The sequence below is a fragment of the Leisingera sp. ANG-Vp genome, assembly GCF_000813725.1.
In the GTDB taxonomy this organism is placed as follows: Bacteria; Pseudomonadota; Alphaproteobacteria; order Rhodobacterales; family Rhodobacteraceae; genus Leisingera.
In genome coordinates, this window is sequence record NZ_JWLD01000030.1 from 17,550 (window position 1) to 38,393 (window position 20,844).

Genomic DNA, 20,844 nt, shown 5'->3' on the forward strand with positions numbered 1-20,844 from the left:
TCAGTCGAAGTAGGTGCTGCCGGCCAGGGCGTCCTTGTAGGCGGCAATCATCCGGCGGCGTTCAGCGGCATCCGCCTTGCCTGCCGTAACCGCGAGCTCGACCCGCTTACGGAAGGCATCAAGGCAGGCGCGCGGATCGTATTCCACATATGAGAGCACTTCGGCGACGGTGTCGGCCTCGGTCTCATGCTCGATGCTGAACTCGCCCGTGCCATCAAGCGAGATGGTGACCACATTGGCGTCGCCAAATAGGTTGTGCAGGTCGCCGAGGGTCTCCTGATAGGCGCCGACAAAGAAAACGCCGATCAGATAGGGGGTATCCTCTAGCAGGTCATGCACCGGCAGCGCTCCGGCAGTGCCGCCGGCCAGAATGAACTGATCCAGTTTGCCGTCGCTGTCGCAGGTGATGTCGCTGATGACCGCCTGCCGGGCCGGGAGTTCGTTCAGACGCTGCAGCGGCATAACCGGGTGCAGCTGGCCGATCGCCCAAACATCGGGCAGCGACTGGAACAATGAGAAGTTGCCCAGGTAGTGATCGGTGAACGCGCCCAGGGACGCAGCGGTCTCCGCCTGGCTGGGGCCCGCGTGCGCAGCCGCCTTGAAGAGGCCCGCCAGATACAGGAAACCCTGCTCGGCGCGTGAAAGCTGTTCCAGCCCGATCTGCCCGCGGCGGAACAGGGCGCGCAGCTCGTCCCGGTAATAGACAGCGTCATTCAGCGCTTCCTGAAACCGGGGGGCGGCGATGTAGTTTTCCACCGCAAGAAGGTCTGTGATCAGATGGTGGTCGTCCGCCTGGGTATCAGGTCTTTGCGCTGCGTCGTACAGTGTGGCGCCCAGCACTTCGAAAACAAAGATCGAGGAATGCGCTACCACAAACCGGCCGCTTTCGGTGACGATCACCGGGTGGGGGAGGTCCGCCTCATCCATCGCATAGCGGATGGTTTCGACAATATTGGCGCAGTATTCTTCCACGGTGTAGTTGACTGAATTGTCATCAGGGCGCCGCGCGCCGCTGTAGTCCACCCCCAGTCCGCCGCCCAGATCCAAATGGGTGAGCGGTGCGCCCATGCGGGCGATCTCGGAGAAAAAGCGGCATGCCTCGCCGGTGGCACGGCGGATGTCGATGATATCGGGAACCTGGCTGCCCAGGTGGCTGTGCTGCAGAACCAGGCAATCCAGAAAGCCGCTGCTGCGCAGCCGGTCCATCAGGGTCACCAGATCATGGGCACCCAGACCAAAGGCCGAGCGGTCGCCCGAGCTGTCCTGCCACTTCCCAGTGACCCGTTCGGTCAGCTTGACCCGCACCCCCAGCAAGGGGCGGATGTTCAGGTCCTCTGACGCGCGGCGGATGAGATCGAATTCCTCCAGCGTTTCGATCACGATCACGGTCCTAAGGCCCAATTTGCGCGACAGGAGCGCCAGCCGGATGAAGTCTTCGTCCTTGGAGCCGTTGCAGATCAGCAGCGCGTCCTCGGTCAATGGCTGGGACAGCGCGATCAGCAATTCGGGCTTGGAACCGGCTTCCAGCCCGTAGTTGTACTGCTGGCCCGCAGTCATCAGATGGCTGATCACCTCAGCTTGCTGGTTCACCTTGATCGGAAACACGCCGCGGTACTGACCGGTATAGCCGGTGCTTTCCATGGCAGCGCGGAACGCCTCATGCAGCCGGTTCAGCGAATGCTCAAGGAATTGCTGAACCCGCAACAGGACCGGTGCCCGGATCCCGCGTGCCTCGATGGCTTCGATCACCTGCGGCAGCGGTGTGGGCCGGGCACCGGGCTGCAGCGGCAGCCGCAAACAGGCTGCGCCGTCTGGCGTGACGTCCAGCAGCCCGTTGCTCCAGGAATGCAGCCCGTAGAGATCTTCATAGGTTTCGGCCCGAGCGTTCATCCGGCGCACTCAGCGCAGATGCGTCCGGCAACGGGAAGGAAGGCAAGCCTTGGCTGCATCGCGGGATCTTTCTTTCCAGTGTTTCAAGCTGGGAAGTGCAGCTCCGGCGGCTTGCAATTAGGCCGTTCCGGGTGCAGGACCGTGCGATTGCCGATTGCTTACAAGCCGGGCTCCTGCGCATCAAGTGCTTTTCTTGCAATCACTGCGCGAACTGGCGGGCCCTCGCGTACGCGCTGCAGTACATATGCGCGGGGCTGAAGCGGGCAATGGAGTGTCTGGACTCTTGCGGTGCAGGCCAGTAAGCAGCTAGCGACTTTGAGCGAGCCAGATCCGCCAGCCAAATTCCTTCTTTGCAGGACAGAATATGGCACATCGGAATGTATTGCGGCTGGCCGCCTCACTTGTATTTGCCCTGGCTTTTACCGCGGATGCTCAAGGCATTGCCGTTGAAACTGCCCAAGGCGGAGTTGCGCTGCCGGAAATCCCGCAAACGCTTGTCGTTCTGGATGTGGCCGCGGCTGACACGCTGAATGCGCTGCAGGCACCGGTCTCCGGCGTGCCGTCCAAGCTCTACGTCAGTTACCTGCAGGATCTGCAGGACACGGCAGCTCCGGCCGGAACGCTGTTTGAACCTGATTTCGAAGCGATTGCCATGCTGGCACCGGATCTGATCATCGCCGGAGGCCGGTCTTCGAGCCAGGTTGAAGCACTGTCCGAAATCGCGCCCGCAATCGATATGTCGATCTGGGGAGAGAACCACATCCGCCAGTCGCTGACCCGGCTGCGGGACTATGGCCGGTTGACGGGCCGGGAGGCAAAAGCCGCGGAGCTTGAGACTGCCTTTCTTGCCAAACTGGAGCAGGCCCAGGCGGCCGTTGCAGGGCGCGGCAGTGCGCTGATTGTCATGACCAACGGCCCCAGAGTGTCCGCTTATGGAGCAGGGTCGCGGTTCGGCTGGCTGCATACGGCGCTGGGTTTGCCGGAAACCGTGAAAAACGTCGATGCGCAGACCCACGGCGAGGCCGTTTCCTTTGAGTTTATTGCCGAGGCCGATCCCGACTGGCTGATTGTGGTCGACCGGGCATCCGCGATCGGTCAAAACAATCAGGCGGCCGCGGCCACGCTGGACAACGCGCTGGTGGCCGGGACCAAGGCCTGGCGTCTGGGGCAAGTCATCTACCTGACCTCCTCCAACCTCTACATCGCGGGCGGCGGCATCCAATCGATGACTGTCACGCTGGATGAAATTCTTGCCGGGTTCTCGAAAGGTGGCTGACCTTGCCGGCCCGGACGGAAGCAGGGCACGGGTCAGGAACAGTGTTGTCCTGGCGTTCCTGCTGTTGTGTCTGCTGGCGGTGATTAGCCTTTTTGTGGGGGCTAATGCGCTAACCATTTCGGCCCTGATGAACGATCCGCAAGCCTTGCAGGTGCTGATCATCAGCCGCATTCCCCGCACGGCTGCAGTGCTGCTGACCGGAGCCGCCTTGGCGGTGGCAGGTGTCATCATGCAGCTCTTGGTACGGAACAAATTTGTCGAGCCGGGAACCACCGGAACAAATGAAGCAGCCATGCTTGGCATGCTTGCGGCAACTTTGCTGGCACCGTCGATGCCGGTATTCGGCAAGATGCTCGTGGCCTCAGTCTCGGCTTTGGCCGGTACCGCGGTTTTCATGCTGCTGGCTCGCCGCATTCCCCCGGAGCGGCCATTGCTGATACCGCTGGCTGGTCTTGTCTATGGCGGTTTGCTGCTGGCCTGTGCCACTTTCATCGCCATTCAGACCGATCTTCTGCAGTACCTGGGTGTGTGGATGAGCGGCGAGTTTTCCGGCATTCTTGCAGGCCGGTACGAGCTTTTGTGGCTGGCAGGCGGGCTGGCGCTGCTGGCCTATTTTGCGGCCGACCAGTTCACCATTGCCGGGCTGGGCCGGACTGTCAGCATGAACCTTGGCCTGCGGTACGGCCAGGTGCTTGCTTTTGGCATTGTCACCGTCTCTCTGGTGTCCGCACTGGTTGTCGTAACTGTAGGGATGCTGCCCTTTTTGGGGCTGGTGGTGCCCAATCTGGTTTCCCGGATCATGGGGGATAACCTGCGTGAAAGCCTGCCTGTGGTGGCAGCTTTGGGCGCCGGCCTGCTGCTGATCTGCGATATCTTGGGGCGGGTGCTGCGCTTCCCTTATGAAATCCCGGCGGGGACTATCTTTGGCATATTCGGTGCCACAGTCTTTCTTTACCTGCTGCTGGGGCGCCGCTCCCATGCCTGACCGCCGCATCCTTGGCCTGGCGGCTCTGCTTGCCGCAGCAGGCGCGCTGTTTCTGTTCTGGGGGCTGCGCGGGCCAAGCGCCTATATACTTGAGCTGCGGGCGGTCAAATTGGCCGGGCTGCTGGCCGTTGGTGCATCTGCCGGCGTGGCAACAGTTCTCTTTCAGACAATCAGCCACAACCGAATTCTGACCCCGTCCGTCATGGGATTCGACGCGCTGTTCCTGCTGCTGCAAACCGGGCTGGTCGCCGGTCTTGGCGCTGCCGCAAGCAGCCGGATTACCAGCTTGAACGGATTTCTGATTGAGGCCGCCGTGATGATGGGTGCGGCGCTGATCCTGTTCACCAGCCTGCTGGGGCGGACCCGCCATGACATACAGCTGATGGTACTGGCCGGCGTGGTTCTTGGCCTTCTGTTCCGAACCGTCACCGCCTTTGTCCAGCGTCTGATGGACCCGTCCGAGTTCTCGATGGTTCAGGCCCGGATGTTTGCGCAGTTCGGCAGCATTGACCGCGAAGCGCTGGCGGCGGCTTCGGTGCTGATGGCGCTGGCTGCCCTGTGGCTGGTCCGCAATCACGCGATGCTGGATGTTGCTGCGCTTGGCCGCAGCCAGGCGCGCAGCCTGGGGCTGGCCTATGACCGGCTGCAACTGGCGGTTCTGTGTATCATTGCTGCTCTGGTGTCGGTTTCCACCGCATTGGCCGGGCCGCTCGCCTTCCTTGGGCTGCTGGTGTCAAGCCTGGCGCACAGCTTGATGCAGACCCATCGCCATGCCTTGCTGCTGCCGGCCGCGGCGCTGATTTCTGCTCTCATTCTTGTTGCAGGCCAAACCGTCTTTGAACGCGTTTTGATGCTGCAGTCCACTCTGGCTGTTGTCATCGAATTCTGCGGCGGGCTGTTGTTTCTGATCCTGCTGGCAAAAGGTAAGATCCGGTGATCCAAGTCACAAATCTAAGCTGCGGCATCGCTTCCAGCCCCATCCTTAAAGGCATTGCCGCCAGCATTCCTGCGGGCCGGGTAACGGCTTTGATCGGCCCCAACGGCGCGGGCAAGTCGACGCTTCTGAAGCTGATTGCACAGCAACTAACAGCAAACAGCGGCAGTATCACACTTGACGGTGTCGAGGTCTCGGAGATCGGGGCAAGGAAGCTGGCGCAGAAGATGGCCGTTGTTGCACAGCATCTGACCGTTGCCAGCAGGGTGCGCGTCCAGGATCTGATTGGATTTGGCCGCTGGCCGCACAGCCAGGGGCGGCTGACAGCTGAGGACCGTGCTGCAATCGATGACGCGATTGCGCGGTTCGGGCTCTCGGCCCTGCGGCAGCGGTTCCTGGACGAACTGTCGGGCGGGCAGCGGCAGCGGGCCTTTATCGCCATGGCCTTTGCTCAGGACACCGATTGGCTGCTCTTGGATGAGCCCTTGAACAACCTGGATTTGCATCACGCCCGCAATTTGATGTCCCGGCTGCGCAGCCTTGCCGAAGACCGCGGCAAAAGCATCGTGATTGTTGTGCATGATCTGAACTATGCCATCAGCTGGTCCGACCATGTTGTGGCGCTGAAGGACGGGCAGGTTGCCTTTCAGGGGCCGGTGGCCGAAACCGCTACCGCCGCGAATCTGACAGACCTGTACGAAACGCCTGTGGCGATCACCCAATCGGATGGCCGGCCGTTTGCTCAATACCATCGCTAAAGCGGGCGGCGGTGCCAATTTCGCGCGGCTTGCCGGAGATACCGCATTGGCCGGTTTGGCATCGCTGCCTCAATTTTGCGCACCTGCGGATTGCCGGCGCTATTGGTGCATAGCTGCTCTTGACACTGGGCTGTTCGGCTCCAAAGCTCAGCCGCGGAAGAGGCGCATAATGACCGCCCGCGTTCAAATTTTGCTGGAGTTGCAGCTATGTCTGGATTTGAAATCAGCCCTGCCAGCCCATCTGATCCGGAAGCCGCCGCTCTGATCCGGCGGCATTTGTCGCAGATGGCGTCGCAATCCCCCGAAGAAAGCTGTCACGCGCTGGATGGCAGCGGGCTTGAGGGGCCGGAGGTGCAGTTCTTCCTGCTGCGCCAGGCGGGCCGGGCAATTGCCATGGGGGCTCTGAAAGCCCTGAGCGGCGGCGCCCGTGAGCTGAAATCTATGCATACCGCGGCGGAAGCCCGCGGCAGCGGGGCGGGCAGGGCGATGCTGGAGTTTCTGCTGTCACTTGCCCGCGAAGAAGGTGCCGCGGGGATTTACCTGGAAACCGGCTCCACCGATGATTTTCTGGCTTCGCGCAATCTGTACCGCTCGCTTGGCTTCGCCGAATGCGGCCCTTTTGAAGGCTATGGCGAAGATCCCTGGTCGGTGTTTATGCATTTGGACCTGCGCGGCGCGGTTTGATTTCCCGAGACCGGCGGCCTGAACAGGAGGCGGGAGGCCCCCGTAGCGCAGCCGGATGGAGCAAGAACAGCCATCCGAAATCTGCTTCTTGCAGGGATGTCACTGAAATTGAGGAATATTTTTCGGCAGGCATCCGGCAGCTCTGCCAAGTTGACAAGGCCGGGGAATTGGCTGATATAGCCGAAGGAAGAGCGGGCCGTTAGCTCAGCTGGATTAGAGCAGGGAACTTCTAATTCTCAGGTCGGGGGTTCGAGTCCTCCACGGCTCGCCAAACCTTCCCGGGACCGTCGCACAGAAGTATTTTTCAGAAGGCTTGGGTAACGTCCGTTCTGCTTGAACGGGCACTCCGTCAGGAAGCCGCTTCACGTTCGCCCCGTTGCCCGCTGTGCTGCAACTGCGTGCTGCCGGAGAAATCATCTCCGCGGCCCTCGCGCCGCTTTTGGACAAGATTGCGGTGTGGGAATGAGTTGAGCTGGGACTCATGGAGGACCGCAGCTTGCCGGCAGAAGAGCACGAAATGGGTGGGCTGCACCACCCTGGAAGACCAGTCGTGAACCGCGCGGGTCCGATGTCCAGCGACGCTGGAATGGTGTTCCCCGGGATTCCGCTGTCGGCAGATGGCACCGGCGACCCGGCGCCTGGACATACCTTCAATGGCACTCAAGATAAAAATCTGAACGAAATGGAGGGCTACTTGTGAGCCAGTCCCACAGCCAGAAAATCAGCAAGCCAATGACCCCGGCTGAACGATTGAACCGGATAACCGAGGACGCCATGTGTATCGGCTGCGGTCTGTGCCAGTCTGTGGCAGGCCCGGATACCGTCCGCATGGAGCTGGTCGAGACCGGTTACGAACGCCCGGTGGTGCGTGGCGATTTGTGCCATGAAACGGTCGACCGGATCATGGATCTCTGCCCTGGCACCCGTGTTGAAGGCCTGCCCGAGGCCGCCCAGGATGCTGGTACCAGGCACGATCTGGTTTGGGGAGCTTACCAGCAGATGGCGCTGGCCTATGCCGCAGACCCCGAAGTGCGCCATGCCGGCTCTACCGGCGGCGTGCTAACGGCACTGGGCATGTTTCTGGTCGAAACCGGCGAAGTTGATTTTATTCTGCATGCCAGGGCTTCAGACAGGGTGCCCACTTTTGGCGACCGCACGGTTTCCGAAACCGCGGCGGCGGTGCTGGCTGGTGCAGGCTCGCGCTACGGCCCCACGGCTCCGCTCATCGATGTGCTGGAGCAATTGGATAAGGGGCGCCCGTTCGCCTTCGTCGGCAAGCCTTGCGACATTGCGGCGCTGCGTAATCTGGCGCGGGTGGACATGCGGGTGAATGAGCTGGTGAAATACATGCTGACCCCGGTTTGCGGCGGCTTCATGCCGCCACAGGGCATGTCTCGATTCCTGGAGCAGGACCTTGGCCTGGATCCGGAACAGGTCACCGGTTTCCGCTACCGCGGCTACGGCTGCCCTGGCCCGACCCGGGTCGAGATGCGCGACGGTACCGTGGTAGAAAAACGCTACACCGATTTCTGGGGCACGGACGAAAGCATGTGGGTTCTGCCCTTCCGCTGCAAGGTTTGCCCGGACGGCATTGGCGAGTCCGCCGATATCGCCGCCTCGGATACCTGGCCTGGCGGCTCGCCAGATCCGGAAACCGAAGACGATGACCCCGGCACCAATGCCATCGTGGTGCGCAGCGCCCGCGGTGCCGATTTAGTGCGCCGGGCGGCAGAGGCAGGCTATCTGACCGTTACCGACGAAGTGGATCCGCGCTACATGGACAGCGTCCAGCCGCACCAGCGCAACAAGAAATACGCTGCCGGTGCCCGCTTCGAGGGTCTGCGCGCGGAGGGCAAAACCGTGCCCCGCACCGCCCGCCTGCGGCTGGACGCGCTGATGGCGGACCTGGGTTCCGAAGATGCTGCCTTTCAGCGCGATGGCACGCGGGAGCGGGTGCGGATCGGCAAGGCATCGGAGCCAACACCCAAGCCCAAGGACTAAACCAAGCTCCGGCGCTCAGGCCCCAGTCAGCGCGCCGTGTGAGCAAGCCAGCTGCCCGGCCGGCCAATTCGGCGCCGGGCGGTTATCAGCCAGGCCCGTCTTTTGAGCGAACCAGTTCGTCCAGCAAGGCCTTGACCTGCGCTGTCTTCGGCGGCCCCGCTTTTTGCAAGGCCGCCGGTTTCGGCAGGATCGCAAAATATGAATAGGGCAGTGGCAGCCCCAGCGGATCCGGAAAGATGAAGCCCGACTTGTCCGGCGCCGCATCAGTCAGCATTTTCGGCACCAGAGCCATGCCGGTCCCTTGTGAGGCAAGGGCAAAGGCCACCGCAGCACCGCCGGCGCGCAGGCCTTTGCGCACATCAGGGTTCTTGGCCGTGCCTGACGCGCGGTACCAGCCCGCCCAGGTCGGATGCGATGCGTATTGCTCGCCCCAGTCGGTGTGGATCAGCAGGTGGTCCGGCACAGCGGCCATGCCGGCAGGCTTGATATGCTGGTCATGAAACGCCCGGGTGCAGAATGGATAGGCCACATCCTTGAAAATCGGCACTGTCGCATGCTGCGGATACAGATGGCTCTCGTAGGTGACCCGGATATCAGTGGGCGTGCCCAGAAGATCCACTGGATCCGGCTCGATCCGCAGTTCAATGCCGGTTTCGGGATACAGTTTCCGGAACCGGGAAACAGCGGGAGCCACCCATTTTTCTGCCAAAGACTGAATTGTGCTGATGGCAATGCGCGAACGGGCTTCATTTTCCAGAAGCTGATCGGTGACCGCAGATATTCCCATCAGCGCCTCTGAAATGGCCGGGTAGTATGAGCGCCCCGCATCCGTCAGAAGCAAGCTGTTGTGGGTGCGGCGAAACAGCGTTTTTCCTAAAAATTCCTCGGCTTTGCGAACTTGCATACTGACCGCAGCAGGCGAAACGCCAAGCTCGGAAGCTGCAGAGGTGAAGCCGCCCAGGCGCACTGCAGCCTCAAAGGCTTTGAGAGAGTTGAGCGGGGGAAGGCGCATGGCTTTGGCTCCTTCTGCATCAGAAAAACTTAGGCAAGGCTTACATTTTCCGGTCTGTAACGCCAGCGTCCAAGGGCCATGATGGCAAAAAACAAGGATGACGCGCATGGCAAAGATTGAAATCGAGTACCTGGGGCAGCCTGAGATCGACCAGGTGGGCCTCACCAATGACGATATCCTAAACGCCATCGAGCAGGGGCTGATCGCGGCAGGCCAGGGCAAGACTGTGATCGAGCCGCGGATGCATCTGACGCCGGATCCGGCCTTCAACGGCCACTTCAACGTGCTGCGCGGCTATGTCGAGCCGCTTGGCTACGCCGGGGTCAAGGTGGTCGGGGATTTCGTCGACAACTACAAACAGGGGCTGCCGTCGGAACTGGCGCTGTTGAACCTGTTCTGCCCGCGCACCGGCGTGCCGCGCGCAGTGATTGACGCGGCAGGCATCACCGACATGCGCACAGGCGCGCTGACCGCGCTGGGAGCGAAATGGCTGGGGCCCAAGAACCCCAAGGTGCTGGGCCATGTGGGCGCCCGCGGCACGTCTTACTGGAATGTGCGGCTGCTGGACCACCTGTTTGATTTCGAGGAGATCCGGGTGCATTCCCGCCGCCCGGAAAGCCGCGATGCCTTCGGCGAACGCCTGAGCCGGGATCTTGGCAAGAAAGTCATCGTCACAGAAGACTGGCAGAGCTGCCTGGAGGGCGCCGACATCCTGATCGAGGCCACCCGCCTCAACCAGCCAACGCCGATGTTTGACCGTTCCTGGGTGAAAAAAGGCGCCTTTGTTGTGCCGTATGGCACCATGAGCGCGCTGCCGCTGGATTTCACCGAAGGCTTCGACAAATTTGTGATGGATGACCTGGGGCAAATGCGGGCGGGGCATCTGGGGGCGCTCAGGCCGCATATCGATGCCGGGCTGATCAGCGAACAGAGCTTTTATGCCGAGATCGGCGAAATCGCAGCCGGGCTGAAGCCGGGCCGCGAAACAGACGAGGAAACCATCCTGTTCTGGCACCGCGGTATGTCGACCGGCGATATTGCTCTGGGCGCCCGCATTCTGGACAAGGCCCGGGAAATGGGCATCGTCCAGAACCTGCTGTACCGGGATGCATGAGGTGCAGGCCCTGCGGCTGGATGGCAGCTCTCTGACGGTTGCGGCGCTAAGCCAGGCCGCCCTGCAGTCGCTGCCCGTCGAACTTGATCCCGCGGGGCTGCAGGCCATGGCCCGATCCCATGCGCTGGTTGGCCGGATGATCCGCGACAAGGTGCCGGTCTACGGGGTGACCACCGGGCTTGGGGCACGGGCCACCGAAGTGCTCAGCGCCTGGGCGCTTGCGGAGTTTTCGCTGCAAACCCTGCGCGGCCGGGCCCATGCGATCGGTCCGGAAGAAGCACCGGAAGTTGTGCGGGCCGGGCTGATTGTGCGGCTGAATACGATGCTCAAGGGGCACAGTGCTGCGCGGCCCGAAGTGGCACAGCATATTGCGGCCTGCCTGAACGCGGGCCTTACACCGGTGGCCGGGCAGATTGGTTCGATCGGTGCGGCGGACCTTGTTCTGAATGCCACCGTCGGCCTGGCACTGGTGGGCGAGGGGCGGATGCGCGATGCCAGGGGGCGCGCAGGTCCGAGCGCAGACATGATCCAGGCGCAGGGCATCGACCCTCTGACGCTGGCGCCGCGTGACGGGCTGGCGCTGGCCAACCATGCGGGCGCGGTCAGCGGCATGGCGGCATTGGCGGTCTCCAAAGCTGTGTGCGCCTTTGAAGCGGCACAGACCGCCGCTGCATTGTCCATGGAGGGGTTCCGGGCGAATACCGGCCCCTTGGCGCCGAGCGTGCTGATGGTCAAGCCTTATCCCGGGCAATTGCAGGCGGCTGAGGGCCTGCGCCGGCGCCTCGCCGGCGGTGCGCTGTTCGAGCCGGGCCAGGCGCGGCGGCTGCAGGATCCGCTGTCCTTCCGCAACATCGCCCAGATCCACGGCACAACAGGCATGGCACTGGCCCGTGCGGTGGAATGCCTGGAGGTCGAAATCAACAGCTCCAGCGACAACCCCGTTGCCTTTGCAGACAGCGGCGGGATGACCTCTTGCGGCGCTTATTTCACCGCCGAGATCACCAGCGTGATCGAAACCCTGAACCGGGCGCTGGTGCCTCTGGCAATGGCGCAACTGGCCCGGGTGGCCAAGCTCTTGAACCCGGAGTTCAGCGGCCTGCCGAATTTCCTGGCGATGCCAGACAGTGCTTCCAACGGTTTTGCCCCTGTGATGAAGGCAGCTGAGGCGCTGGTGGCGGAGCTGGCCCATGCCGCTCAGCCGGTGCCCATCTGGCCCAGTCTCAATGCCAATGGCGTCGAGGATTGCCTGACCGGTTCGCCGGCTGCTGCCAAGGCGCTGCTCAGAATTACCGCACACCTGCAGCGGCTTACTGCAATCGAGCTGCTGGCGGCCTGCCAGGCGGTGGAGCTGCGCGGGGACGCCGGTTCACTGGGCTGTTTCCTGTCTGATGCCTGTGCGCATATCCGCAAGATCTCGCCCGCGCTGACCGAAGACCGGCCGCTGGGAGAGGATATTGAGCAGCTTGCGGAGGCCGTGGCGCAAAACCGCTTCGCTGCGGGTCCTGGGCCAGCTGACGCCACTTCCTGATCAGCCCCAGCGCTCAGATTGCTGAACGCCGTCATCCAGTGCTGCAGAGCGCCTTGAAGCCATGCTGTTTCTAGCACGTGGCAGGCAAAGCTGCGGTGCAGCAAAAGGACCCTGGCAGACGCAGGTAATCTGCTGTGCGTTCACGTTTCTTTATTGATGATCGCGTATTGGTTCCGGGCCGCAGGCAGTCTCTGCCAGCCGGGCAGGCAGGCGGCAATTTGTTTACGCGCATTTACCAGCGCCAGAATGAAAGTCGGAAACAGCGCATGGCAACACCGGATTGGGTTAATGACCTCGTGGCCTCCAAGACCGGCACCGAAGGCGATGACAAACTGGACGGCACCACTGGCGACGACACCATCGACGCCGGAGCGGGGGAGGATACTGTTGCCGGTGAAGAGGGCAACGACGTTATTGAGGCCGGCGCGGGAAATGACACGGTCTACGGCGACATGGGCGACGGCTTCGAGCAGGGTCTGGACGCCTCGCCGCTGGTGCTGGACATCAACAACATCCAAAGCATCTCCCACGACGGTTCGACCGGAACCGCTGGCAATTACGCTGTCTTCAGCGACATCGCGACTCTGGACGACGGCACCAAAGTCTGGGGCAGGCTGGTGCTGGTGGAGAAATCCAATCCGGATATGTCGGTGGAGTTCGGCTACACCGCGGGGGCGGAAATCCTGCTGGACGGCGATCAGCCGGGCGACCAGGCGACATTCCGGCTGGAATTCTATGATCCGGACACAGGCGAGCCCGTCTTTCTGAACTCCACCGCCACGTTTAACGACGTCGATGACAACAGCGGCTATGGCGATGCCGAAGCGGTGATCATCGATGGCAACAGCTTCACGTCTTTCGGAGTGGCGGCGGATACCTCCCTGAGCACCCAGGTCGACGGAGGAATGGTGACCGCCACCGGGTCCGAACTGAACGACTACACGGATCAGGACGCCTGGTTCTCGGCCGGGTTTGAAGACCGGTCCTCGATCGAGTTCACCTTGCAGACGCGTGATGGCCTGGCCGGGTTCACCCTTTCCGGAAGCATGATCGACGATCCGGTGGTAACGCCTATCGAGCAGGGGGCGGATACCGTTCTGGCCGGAGAAGGCAACGATGTGGTCTATGGCCAGGGCGGGGATGACGCCCTGTACGGCGAGGCCGGCGACGACAGCATGGAAGGCGGCGACGGCGACGACCTTATGGAAGGCGGCGAGGGCGCTGACACGCTGATCGGCGGCGAGGGCGGCGATACCATCGCAGGCGGAGACGGCGATGACTACATCGAAGGCGGGGCCGGCAATGACAGCCTGACCACGGGCCTTGGCAACGACACCCTGATCGGCGGCGAAGGCGATGACACGCTCAGGAACTCGGCTGGGGATGACAGCCTTGTCGGCGGTGTAGGCAACGACAGCATCGTGGCCACCGACGGCAACGACACCCTGGATGGCGGCGCGGGCAATGACACGCTTTACGGCGGCAACGACGATGACCTGCTGATCGGCGGTGCGGATGCAGACCTGATGTTTGGCGAGGCCGATCAGGATATTTTCCTGATGTCCGACGGCTTCGGCAATGACACTCTGGAGGGCGGCGAGGCTGGAACCGACAACGATGCGGTTGACCTGACGTCTGTTACTTCGGGGCTGACCGTCACCTATTCGGGAGACGAGGCCGGCACGATCACCGATGGCACGGACACCATTTCGTTCTCCGAGATCGAAATCCTGAAACTGACGGATCAGGCCGATGTTGTGGATGCGGCAAGCGACAGCGCCGGGGTGGTCATCGATGCGGGGGCGGGTGATGACACAGTCACCTTCGGTGCCGGCAATGACTATATCACCAGCGGCAGCGGCTATGACGAACTGGTCCTGACCGGATCCGGCGGCATCGACACTGTCAGCGACTTCAGCATTGCTGACGATGACAACGACGGTTTCTATAACGACCAGCTGGACGTCTCGGCCCTGACAGGCGGCACCGGGCCGCTTGGTGCGGTTCGGGCCTGGGATGTTTCCGTGACCGATGACGGTTCAGGCAACGCCCTGCTGTCTTTCCCCAGCGGGGAACAGCTGGTTCTTGAGGGCGTGGCCCCATCCCAGATCTCAAGCGGTCCGCAGCTGTATGCAGCGGGCATTCCCTGTTTCACACCGGGCGTGCTGCTTGCGACTAAACGCGGCGCGGTCCCCGCAGGGCAGATCCGGGTCGGAGATATGGTGCAAACCGCGGACAACGGCTACCAGCCGGTGATCTGGGTTGGCACACGCACCCTGAACGCAGCAGAACTCGAGCAGAACCCGCACCTGAGACCTTTTTGCCTTCGTCCGGGCGGCTTGCTGTCTCCTGAGCGGCCAATGCTTCTGTCTCCGCAGCACCGCTTGCTTGCCGGCCGCCGGACCTTTGGGCAGGACACCGGCTTTGGCGAGAGCTTCCTTTCCGCAAAACTGCTGGCGGAAATCGACCGCAGCTGCACCCAGCAAATCAGCGCTGCAGCGCCGGTCACCTATGTGCATCTGATGACAGAGCGGCACGAAGTGATTTTTGCGGAAGGCATTGCGACCGAAACCTTCTGGCCGGGACCTGAAGCGGTCCGCGGCCTATGTGCCGAGGGCAGGCGCGAACTGCTGGCGCTGTTTCCAGAACTGGCAGCCGTCCATGGCTTGTCCGGCGAGGACGGGCGGCTGCATGTCCGCAAAGCCTACGGAGGCCTTGCCCGCAACCCGCTCAGGCGGCGCGATCTGCAATTTCTGCGCGCTGCTTGACCGCATAATTCCGGAACGGGTTTCTCCGCCGCTGCGGGGAGGCTCCCAGCCGCAGAAAGATCAGCTGCCCAGCCTTAGGAACTTTGACCCCGGACAGGAAGCCCGGGTGAAGCCTGCGTTGCGGAACCGGTTAACTTTGCTGGCTGCTCAGCGAAAACAGGTAAATTTCACTTATCAATTACGGTATACAAGTGAATTCAATTGAATGAATCGGCCGTCCCGAACAACCGTACACAAACACCACTCGCATCCACGCAAAAGGGGCGTGACCATGTTCGGTCAGCATGAAACATTCAAGGCAGTTCTTGGCGTCAGCGGCGCAGACTGCCCCATTCTTGGCAGCAGCATCATCCGTAAGCGGCTGGAGCAAAACGGGGTGCGGATCACCGGCCCGGCGATCAGCGCGGACCGGCAGGCGCTGGTCGCTGCCGCCAGGGAAACCGGGGCTGATGCGATCCTGATTTCCTGCAGCTACGGGCACGGAGAAGCGACATGCCGCGGCCTGCGGGACCTGTGCCAGGCAAGCGGGCTGAAGGGGATCACCTTGTATGCGGGCGGCAATCTGATGGCCGGCGACACCGGCTTTGCCGTGGTTGAGCAGACTTTCCGGGCGATGGGCTATGACCGGGTGTTTCCGCCTTTGGTCTCACTGGCATTGGTCGCGGAGCAGCTGAAGGAAGACATCCGCCGCAAGCGCAGATCCCTGAAAGGGCGCATTGCCGGGCCCGCGCGGCTGCGCAACACGGCAAATCCCGCCGGGCTGAACCTGGCTTTTGCCCATATGTACGGCTGACTTCAGAAATCCCGCCTGTGCCGGTTCTTCAGAGCGCAAAAGGGGTTCCGGCGAAGAAACGCTGCATGAACCGCGGCCCTTTGCGGCGCACGAATTCGCGAAACTGCAGCGCCGCCCGGCCCAGCCGGATGCCCCGGGGATGCAGGATGTACCATTCGCGGTTTTCGGGCATGCCTTCGGCGTCCAGCACGCACAGCTTTCCGGCCGCATGTTCCAGCGCGATGGTATGGGCTGACAGAAACGCCAGCCCGAGGTCCGCCATCACTGCCTGTTTGATATTGGCGTTGCTGTCCATTTCCTGCGCCTTCGGCAGGTCAAGCCCGGCATCGGCGAAGAAGTGGTCGTGCACCATACGGGTGCCGGATCCTTCCTCCCGCGCCAGAAACCGGTGCGGCGCCAGATCCGCCCGGGTAATCCGGCTGGAGCGGGCCAGCGGATGCTCAGGGTGGCTGACCAGCACATAAGGATGTTTGGCAAAGGCAAAAGCGTCGACCTCGAACCGCCGCGGTGTCCGTCCCATGATCGCCAGATCCACTTGGCGGCTTTCCAGCATATCCAGCACCCCTTGGCGGTTGGCGATCTGCATCTCGACCTTGACGTCGGGCCAAGCCGATTGGAAATCCCGCAGCAGCTGCGGCCCGAAATGCCGCGAAGTCGACACCATCGCGACCCGCACACTGTTGTCACGCGCCTCTTGCTGGGCGCTGATTTCCTCTGCCGCCTGGTGCAGGGTGGCCCGGATGGTTTCGGCAAAAGGCTGCAACTGGTGTGCCGCTTCGGTCGGCCGGATACTGCGGCCTTCCTTTACGAACAGTTTCACCCCCAGGGCTTCGCCCAGCTTGCTCATCTGCATGGAGACCGCGGGCGGGGACATGCCCAGATGCTCCGCCGCCTGGACAAAGCTCTGGTGTTCCAGCGCTGTCAGAAAGATTTGCAGCTGCCGGATGGTTATACCGGAGGCGGGTTCGGGCATGGCGGGGCTCGGATCCTGAGGGTGCGGGGTTACAGATGCGTGGTCATTTTATAGCCCGGAGCAAAAAACAGCTTGGCCAGCGTCACCGGCTGGCCGCGCAGCCAGGTGATCCGCTCGGCAGTAAACACCGGATCGCCTGCGGGAGTGTCCAGAAATTCTCCCACGGTCTGATCTGCCTTGGTTGCCATAAAGCTCAGCTCCAGATTGGTGAACGGCACTTTCTGCACCAGCCAATCATTGGGGCCGGACTGTGAGAAATCCGCGTCCAGAACCTCGGGAATGCTGTCCGGGATCACCCATCGGACCTCGTATTGAAACGGTGCATTGTCCGCATAATGCATGCATCTGACATGCAGCACTTGCTGCTCCTGCGGCAGATCAAGACGGGCTGAGAGCCAGGCGGGTGCAGCCAGCAGCTCGCGCTCCACCAGGGCATAGCGGTAAACGGCGCCGGTTTCGGCAATTTCGTCGCGGACCAGCGGGATTGAGAACTGCGCCTTTCGGACAGGGGAGTTCAAAACGCGGGTGCCGGCCTTGCGCTTGCGCTCCAGAAAGCCTTCCTCAGCCAGCTCCCGCAGCGCCCTGTTCACCGTGGTGCGGGTGCTGGAGAACTCCTCGGCCAGTTCGGTCTCGCTTGGCAGCAGGCTGTCCGGCGCCCAGATCCGGGTTTGTATCCGGTCGAGCACGACCTGCTTGATGTCCCGGTAGCTCATGTTTGCGCGCGGTGCTGCCATGCTGCCTCTCAGCCTGATTAAAATATTTTATTAGGGTTAAATATACACATAACGGCCCGGCAGGAAACCCGCATCTGCAACGGAAAATAGCAGCTGAACGGGTCTCCTGTTGGTGGGTGCAGGGGGCTGATGGTGTGAAATTTTGTGTAGACAATAGCGGATTACAAATGTACTAGACAGAACTGAACAGTTCTGAAGGAAACGCTTCGGCCCTGTTCGGCACCCTCCATCTTTCTGCTTGAATCGGGAGTTTTCAAATGCCGCTTGATCCCTCGGTTGCGCCTGGCCAGCCCTTGCCGGAACCGGTGCTGCTAGATCAGCCGCTGTCTCCAGAGCAAGTTGTCGCGGTTGCCCGCGGAGCCGAACTGCAATTGTCTGAGGCCGCAGTTCAGCGCATCCGCTATGCCCGCCGAATTGTCGAAGGCCTGGTGGCCGGCAGCATACGCGGCTATGGCATCAACACCGGTGTTGGCGCCCTGTGCGATGTGATCATCAGCCCCGAGGATCAGTCGGCGCTGTCGCGAAACATCCTGTTCAGTCATGCCTGCGGAGTCGGCGAGCCTTTGGAGAGCGAAGGCGTCCGGGCCATAATGGCAACCCAGATCAATAACTTTGCGCTTGGCAGATCCGGCATCTCCTGGGAGGCAGTCGAGACCCTGCTGGCGCTGCTCAACGCCGGGGTGACACCAGTGGTGCCGTCGCGCGGATCGGTTGGCTATCTGACACATACTGCCGCGATCGGGCTGGTGCTGATCGGTGCTGGCGAGGCGCTGCAGGGCGAAGAGCGGATGTCCGGAGCAGAGGCACTACGGCGCCTTGGACGCCAGCCGCTGGTGCCCGGCGCCAAGGAGGGGCTGAGCCTTGTCAACGGCACGGTTTGCGGCACCGGGCTGGCGGTGCTGGCCCACGCCAGGCTCCGCGATCTGGTGGAGTGGGGCGACGCGGCGGGGGCCTTCACCTATGAGGTGCTGGCACGCCAGGAAATGACGTTCCATGGCAGCAGCCAGACGTTCCGCGACACCCCCGGCGTGCGCGGCACGGCTGAGAGCATGCAGCGCTGGCTGGAAGGGATGAATGCCCCGGATGCCGGCAGTTTCAGCACCCAGGATCCCCTCAGTCTGCGCGCCATTCCGCAGGTTCACGGGGCCATCCGCGATGAGCTGGATCAGATCGGCGAGATCCTGACGCAGGAGCTGCGCTATGTCTCCGACAACCCCGCCGTGGCCGGAACACCCGACGCCCCCGAGGTTTACAGCCAGGCCAATGCCGTTGGCGCGTCTGTTGGCTTTGCCGGCGACCGTCTGGCGATGATTGCGGCTCAGCTGGGCGCCATTGCCGAACGCAGGGTCGACCGGCTGGTCAACCCGCTGGTTAGCGGTTTGCCTGCCTTTTTGGGGGCCGAAGCCGGACGCGGCTCGGGCTTCATGATTGCGCAATACACCGCAGCAGGGCTTAAGGGCGAAAACCGGATGCTGGCCTTTCCGGCCTCGCTGGCCGGGGGCATCACTTCGGCGCTGCAGGAGGACATGCTGACCCATGCCACCCCTGCGGCAGAGAAATCGCTGCGCATCATTCGCAACACACGAATGATCCTTGCCATCGAACTCCTCTGCGGTGCCCAGGCGCGGGATTTGGCCCGTAAACCCTGCGGTTCGCAGCGGCTGCGCAGGATTTACCAGGCGGTCCGGGACGTGGTGCCCCTCTACGCCGACGACCGCCCCCTGAGCCAGGATATGGAGTGTGTCAGCGCGATGCTGTCTCAGGGCCGGCCCGCTTGCTAGGCTGCGGACCTGCCGGCATCATGCCCCCGGAGCCGCGCAGCTCCGGGGACAGGCAGGCTCCTCCGGCGGATCAGATCAGATCGTTGAAGGCGACGGTCTGGTCGGCAAAGACCAGCAGGTCGATATCCAGCAGCTGGTCGCTGCCTTCATAGAACCCGTCGGCACCGCCGCTGGCAGCATCGGTTACCGTCAGCCTGGTGATGTCGGTTCCCCGGTTGGAGTCATAATAGGTATAGGTCTCGAAGGTGAAATCCTCGAAGTTGCCGTCAAACACCGCGCGGTCCTTGCCATCCTTGCCGGAGTCCCTCCAGGTATTGCCATAAAGCCGGTCGTCGCCGTGCCCGCCGTACAGCCAGTCATTGCCATCCTCGCCGTAAAGCGTGTCATGGCCGCTGCCGCCATAGAGGGTATCCTTGCCGTTGCCGCCTACCAGCACGTCGTTGCTGGACTGGCCGTACAGGTAGTCCCGGCCGTCTCCGCCATAGAGGGTGTCATGGCCCAGCCCGCCTTTCAGCAGGTCGTCATTGTCCTTGCCATACAGTTTGTCGCCTCCGGCCATGGCGATCAGCACATCAGCTCCATCGCCGCCGCGCAGGTCATCCCGGCTGTGAGAGCCGAACTGAATGTCCATTGTCCGCACGGTCACGTCATTGAAGGCGGCAAACTCAGTGTCCGCATCCAGACGGGTGGAGGTGCCGTTTTTGCTGACGATAATTTCGCCGCCGTCCCGGTTGAACTCGAATGTGTCGATCTTGCCGGTGAAATAGGCGTAATCGCTGCGGTCCGTGTCGCCGAAAACCTCCGCGGCACTCAGTGCCTGGTCAAAAACGGCGAGGTCGCTGATGGTGCCATCGAAGTAGCTGTGGATTCTGTCGGTTTCCCCCGGCGTGTTGCTCCAGCCGGAGGCGCCGGCAATCAGCGCCTCTGTGTTGCTGGTCCAGTCATAAGACAGCTCCGGATCGTAGGCGACCCTGGCGCCATTGAGGTAGACCTCAACCCCATTGGTGCCGAAGCTCAGCGAGAAATCATAGTCCTTGCCCGGCACAATCGCATTCTGGGTGACGAAGTAGTAGGACTCCTCTGTGTCCTGCAGGCGCACCACCAGCTCGCCGGTCTCGTCGATGTAAACGGATAGGTGGCCGCCGGTCCCATTGTCCGACGCGTCCTTGGAGATCAGGGTCTGATAGCTGGACAGGCTGCCGGCGGAGAACCGGAAGGCAATGGTGCCGCTGGATAGGGCCAGCGCGTCGCTGTGTTCAAAGACATAGGCAGAGCGTTCTGCGGCATCAAAATTATGACTGCCGGTTGCGGCAAACACTGGTGCTTCCCCGGTTGCCAGGCCCAGACTGGCAGCACTGGGCAGGCCAGAGGCCGAGACCCTGATTGGCCCGGTGTCTTCGGAGACGGCCTTGGGGCGGATTGCTTCTTGCAGGTCGGAGACGCTCTGGACGATGCCATAGGCCGGGGCAGCGGTGTGCTCGATGTCGGAGAGCTTCACCAGATCGCCATAGACCGTGATGCTGCCCAGCCGGTCGCCGTTGTGGGCGCCGCCGTTGCGGCCCTGGTCGGAATACAGCTCGATCACCGAATGATCCATCACCCCGTCGCGGTTC

General features: G+C 62.3%; 16 protein-coding genes and 1 tRNA gene. 12 read left to right on the forward strand and 5 right to left on the reverse strand.

Annotation, left to right across the window (positions count from 1 at the left end):
• A complete protein-coding gene (gene speA / locus RA20_RS10990) occupies window positions 1-1,890 on the reverse strand; it encodes a biosynthetic arginine decarboxylase (RefSeq protein ID WP_039128204.1) in 1,890 nt (629 codons plus the stop codon).
• A 364-nt stretch (window positions 1,891-2,254) separates the two neighbouring features.
• Between speA and RA20_RS10995 the strand changes: the two genes are divergently transcribed.
• The 7 genes from RA20_RS10995 to RA20_RS11025 all read left to right on the forward strand — a co-directional run bounded on the left by RA20_RS10995 (window position 2,255) and on the right by RA20_RS11025 (window position 8,528).
• Window positions 2,255-3,166, forward strand: a complete 912-nt coding sequence (locus RA20_RS10995) for a siderophore ABC transporter substrate-binding protein (protein WP_039128206.1) — start codon at window positions 2,255-2,257, stop codon at window positions 3,164-3,166.
• Complete coding sequence (locus RA20_RS11000; protein WP_052248957.1) at window positions 3,159-4,151, forward strand: ABC transporter permease; 993 nt, start codon at window positions 3,159-3,161, stop codon at window positions 4,149-4,151. The genes RA20_RS10995 and RA20_RS11000 overlap by 8 nt, the downstream gene beginning before the upstream one ends.
• Window positions 4,144-5,088 (forward strand): iron chelate uptake ABC transporter family permease subunit, encoded by a 945-nt coding sequence (locus RA20_RS11005; RefSeq protein ID WP_039128209.1) that lies wholly within the window; start codon window positions 4,144-4,146, stop codon window positions 5,086-5,088. Before RA20_RS11000 ends, RA20_RS11005 begins: the two co-directional genes overlap by 8 nt.
• Entirely contained in the window at window positions 5,085-5,843 is a 759-nt protein-coding gene (locus RA20_RS11010) for an iron ABC transporter ATP-binding protein (protein ID WP_039128212.1), read from the forward strand. Before RA20_RS11005 ends, RA20_RS11010 begins: the two co-directional genes overlap by 4 nt.
• A gap of 207 nt (window positions 5,844-6,050) precedes the next feature.
• Window positions 6,051-6,527, forward strand: a complete 477-nt coding sequence (locus RA20_RS11015; RefSeq protein ID WP_039128214.1) for a GNAT family N-acetyltransferase — start codon at window positions 6,051-6,053, stop codon at window positions 6,525-6,527.
• 193 nt (window positions 6,528-6,720) lie between these two features.
• A tRNA-Arg gene (locus RA20_RS11020) sits at window positions 6,721-6,798 on the forward strand.
• A gap of 425 nt (window positions 6,799-7,223) precedes the next feature.
• Window positions 7,224-8,528: a Coenzyme F420 hydrogenase/dehydrogenase, beta subunit C-terminal domain gene (locus tag RA20_RS11025; protein WP_052248958.1), complete on the forward strand. Its 1,305-nt coding sequence runs from the start codon at window positions 7,224-7,226 to the stop codon at window positions 8,526-8,528.
• An 85-nt stretch (window positions 8,529-8,613) separates the two neighbouring features.
• Here the strand turns inward: RA20_RS11025 and RA20_RS11030 are convergent, their stop codons facing one another.
• Window positions 8,614-9,540, reverse strand: a complete 927-nt coding sequence (locus tag RA20_RS11030) for a LysR family transcriptional regulator (protein WP_039128217.1) — start codon at window positions 9,538-9,540, stop codon at window positions 8,614-8,616.
• A 106-nt stretch (window positions 9,541-9,646) separates the two neighbouring features.
• Here RA20_RS11030 and RA20_RS11035 point away from each other — a divergent pair, with 106 nt between their 5' ends.
• The 4 genes from RA20_RS11035 (at window position 9,647) to glmS (ending at window position 15,743) form a co-directional block, all read left to right on the forward strand.
• Window positions 9,647-10,654: an ornithine cyclodeaminase family protein gene (locus tag RA20_RS11035; protein ID WP_039128242.1), complete on the forward strand. Its 1,008-nt coding sequence runs from the start codon at window positions 9,647-9,649 to the stop codon at window positions 10,652-10,654.
• Window position 10,655: 1 nt separating this feature from the next.
• Window positions 10,656-12,182, forward strand: a complete 1,527-nt coding sequence (locus tag RA20_RS11040) for an aromatic amino acid lyase (RefSeq protein ID WP_206540106.1) — start codon at window positions 10,656-10,658, stop codon at window positions 12,180-12,182.
• A gap of 266 nt (window positions 12,183-12,448) precedes the next feature.
• The gene (locus RA20_RS11045; protein ID WP_039128226.1) at window positions 12,449-14,950 is read left to right on the forward strand and encodes a Hint domain-containing protein; all 2,502 of its coding nucleotides are present in this window, start codon (window positions 12,449-12,451) and stop codon (window positions 14,948-14,950) included.
• Between the two features lie 271 nt (window positions 14,951-15,221).
• Window positions 15,222-15,743 (forward strand): methylaspartate mutase subunit S, encoded by a 522-nt coding sequence (glmS, locus tag RA20_RS11050; RefSeq protein ID WP_052248959.1) that lies wholly within the window; start codon window positions 15,222-15,224, stop codon window positions 15,741-15,743.
• Between the two features lie 28 nt (window positions 15,744-15,771).
• Here glmS and RA20_RS11055 read toward each other — a convergent pair whose 3' ends face one another.
• Together RA20_RS11055 and RA20_RS11060 are read right to left on the reverse strand one after the other, a co-directional pair.
• Complete coding sequence (locus RA20_RS11055; protein WP_052248960.1) at window positions 15,772-16,716, reverse strand: LysR family transcriptional regulator; 945 nt, start codon at window positions 16,714-16,716, stop codon at window positions 15,772-15,774.
• 29 nt (window positions 16,717-16,745) lie between these two features.
• Window positions 16,746-17,450 carry a UTRA domain-containing protein gene (locus RA20_RS11060; protein WP_039128229.1) on the reverse strand — a complete coding sequence of 235 codons (705 nt, stop codon included), beginning with the start codon at window positions 17,448-17,450 and terminating at the stop codon, window positions 16,746-16,748.
• 257 nt (window positions 17,451-17,707) lie between these two features.
• Here RA20_RS11060 and RA20_RS11065 point away from each other — a divergent pair, with 257 nt between their 5' ends.
• Entirely contained in the window at window positions 17,708-19,231 is a 1,524-nt protein-coding gene (locus RA20_RS11065) for an HAL/PAL/TAL family ammonia-lyase (RefSeq protein WP_206540107.1), read from the forward strand.
• A gap of 70 nt (window positions 19,232-19,301) precedes the next feature.
• Here the strand turns inward: RA20_RS11065 and RA20_RS24650 are convergent.
• Window positions 19,302-20,844 (reverse strand): LamG-like jellyroll fold domain-containing protein (locus tag RA20_RS24650; protein WP_342586150.1); only part of this gene is annotated, 1,543 nt, incomplete at its 5' end.

Bases quoted from the DNA above. Each gene is read 5' to 3' on its own strand.
- RA20_RS11015 (WP_039128214.1), top strand. From the start codon at position 6,051: ATGTCTGGATTTGAAATCAGCCCTGCCAGCCCATCTGATCCGGAAGCC.
- RA20_RS11005 (WP_039128209.1), top strand. From the start codon at position 4,144: ATGCCTGACCGCCGCATCCTTGGCCTGGCGGCTCTGCTTGCCGCAGCA.
- RA20_RS11045 (WP_039128226.1), top strand. From the start codon at position 12,449: ATGGCAACACCGGATTGGGTTAATGACCTCGTGGCCTCCAAGACCGGC.
- RA20_RS11065 (WP_206540107.1), top strand. From the start codon at position 17,708: ATGCCGCTTGATCCCTCGGTTGCGCCTGGCCAGCCCTTGCCGGAACCG.
- RA20_RS11060 (WP_039128229.1), bottom strand. From the start codon at position 17,450: ATGGCAGCACCGCGCGCAAACATGAGCTACCGGGACATCAAGCAGGTC.
- RA20_RS11055 (WP_052248960.1), bottom strand. From the start codon at position 16,716: ATGCCCGAACCCGCCTCCGGTATAACCATCCGGCAGCTGCAAATCTTT.
- RA20_RS11035 (WP_039128242.1), top strand. From the start codon at position 9,647: ATGGCAAAGATTGAAATCGAGTACCTGGGGCAGCCTGAGATCGACCAG.
- RA20_RS10995 (WP_039128206.1), top strand. From the start codon at position 2,255: ATGGCACATCGGAATGTATTGCGGCTGGCCGCCTCACTTGTATTTGCC.
- speA (WP_039128204.1), bottom strand. From the start codon at position 1,890: ATGAACGCTCGGGCCGAAACCTATGAAGATCTCTACGGGCTGCATTCC.
- glmS (WP_052248959.1), top strand. From the start codon at position 15,222: ATGTTCGGTCAGCATGAAACATTCAAGGCAGTTCTTGGCGTCAGCGGC.
- RA20_RS11030 (WP_039128217.1), bottom strand. From the start codon at position 9,540: ATGCGCCTTCCCCCGCTCAACTCTCTCAAAGCCTTTGAGGCTGCAGTG.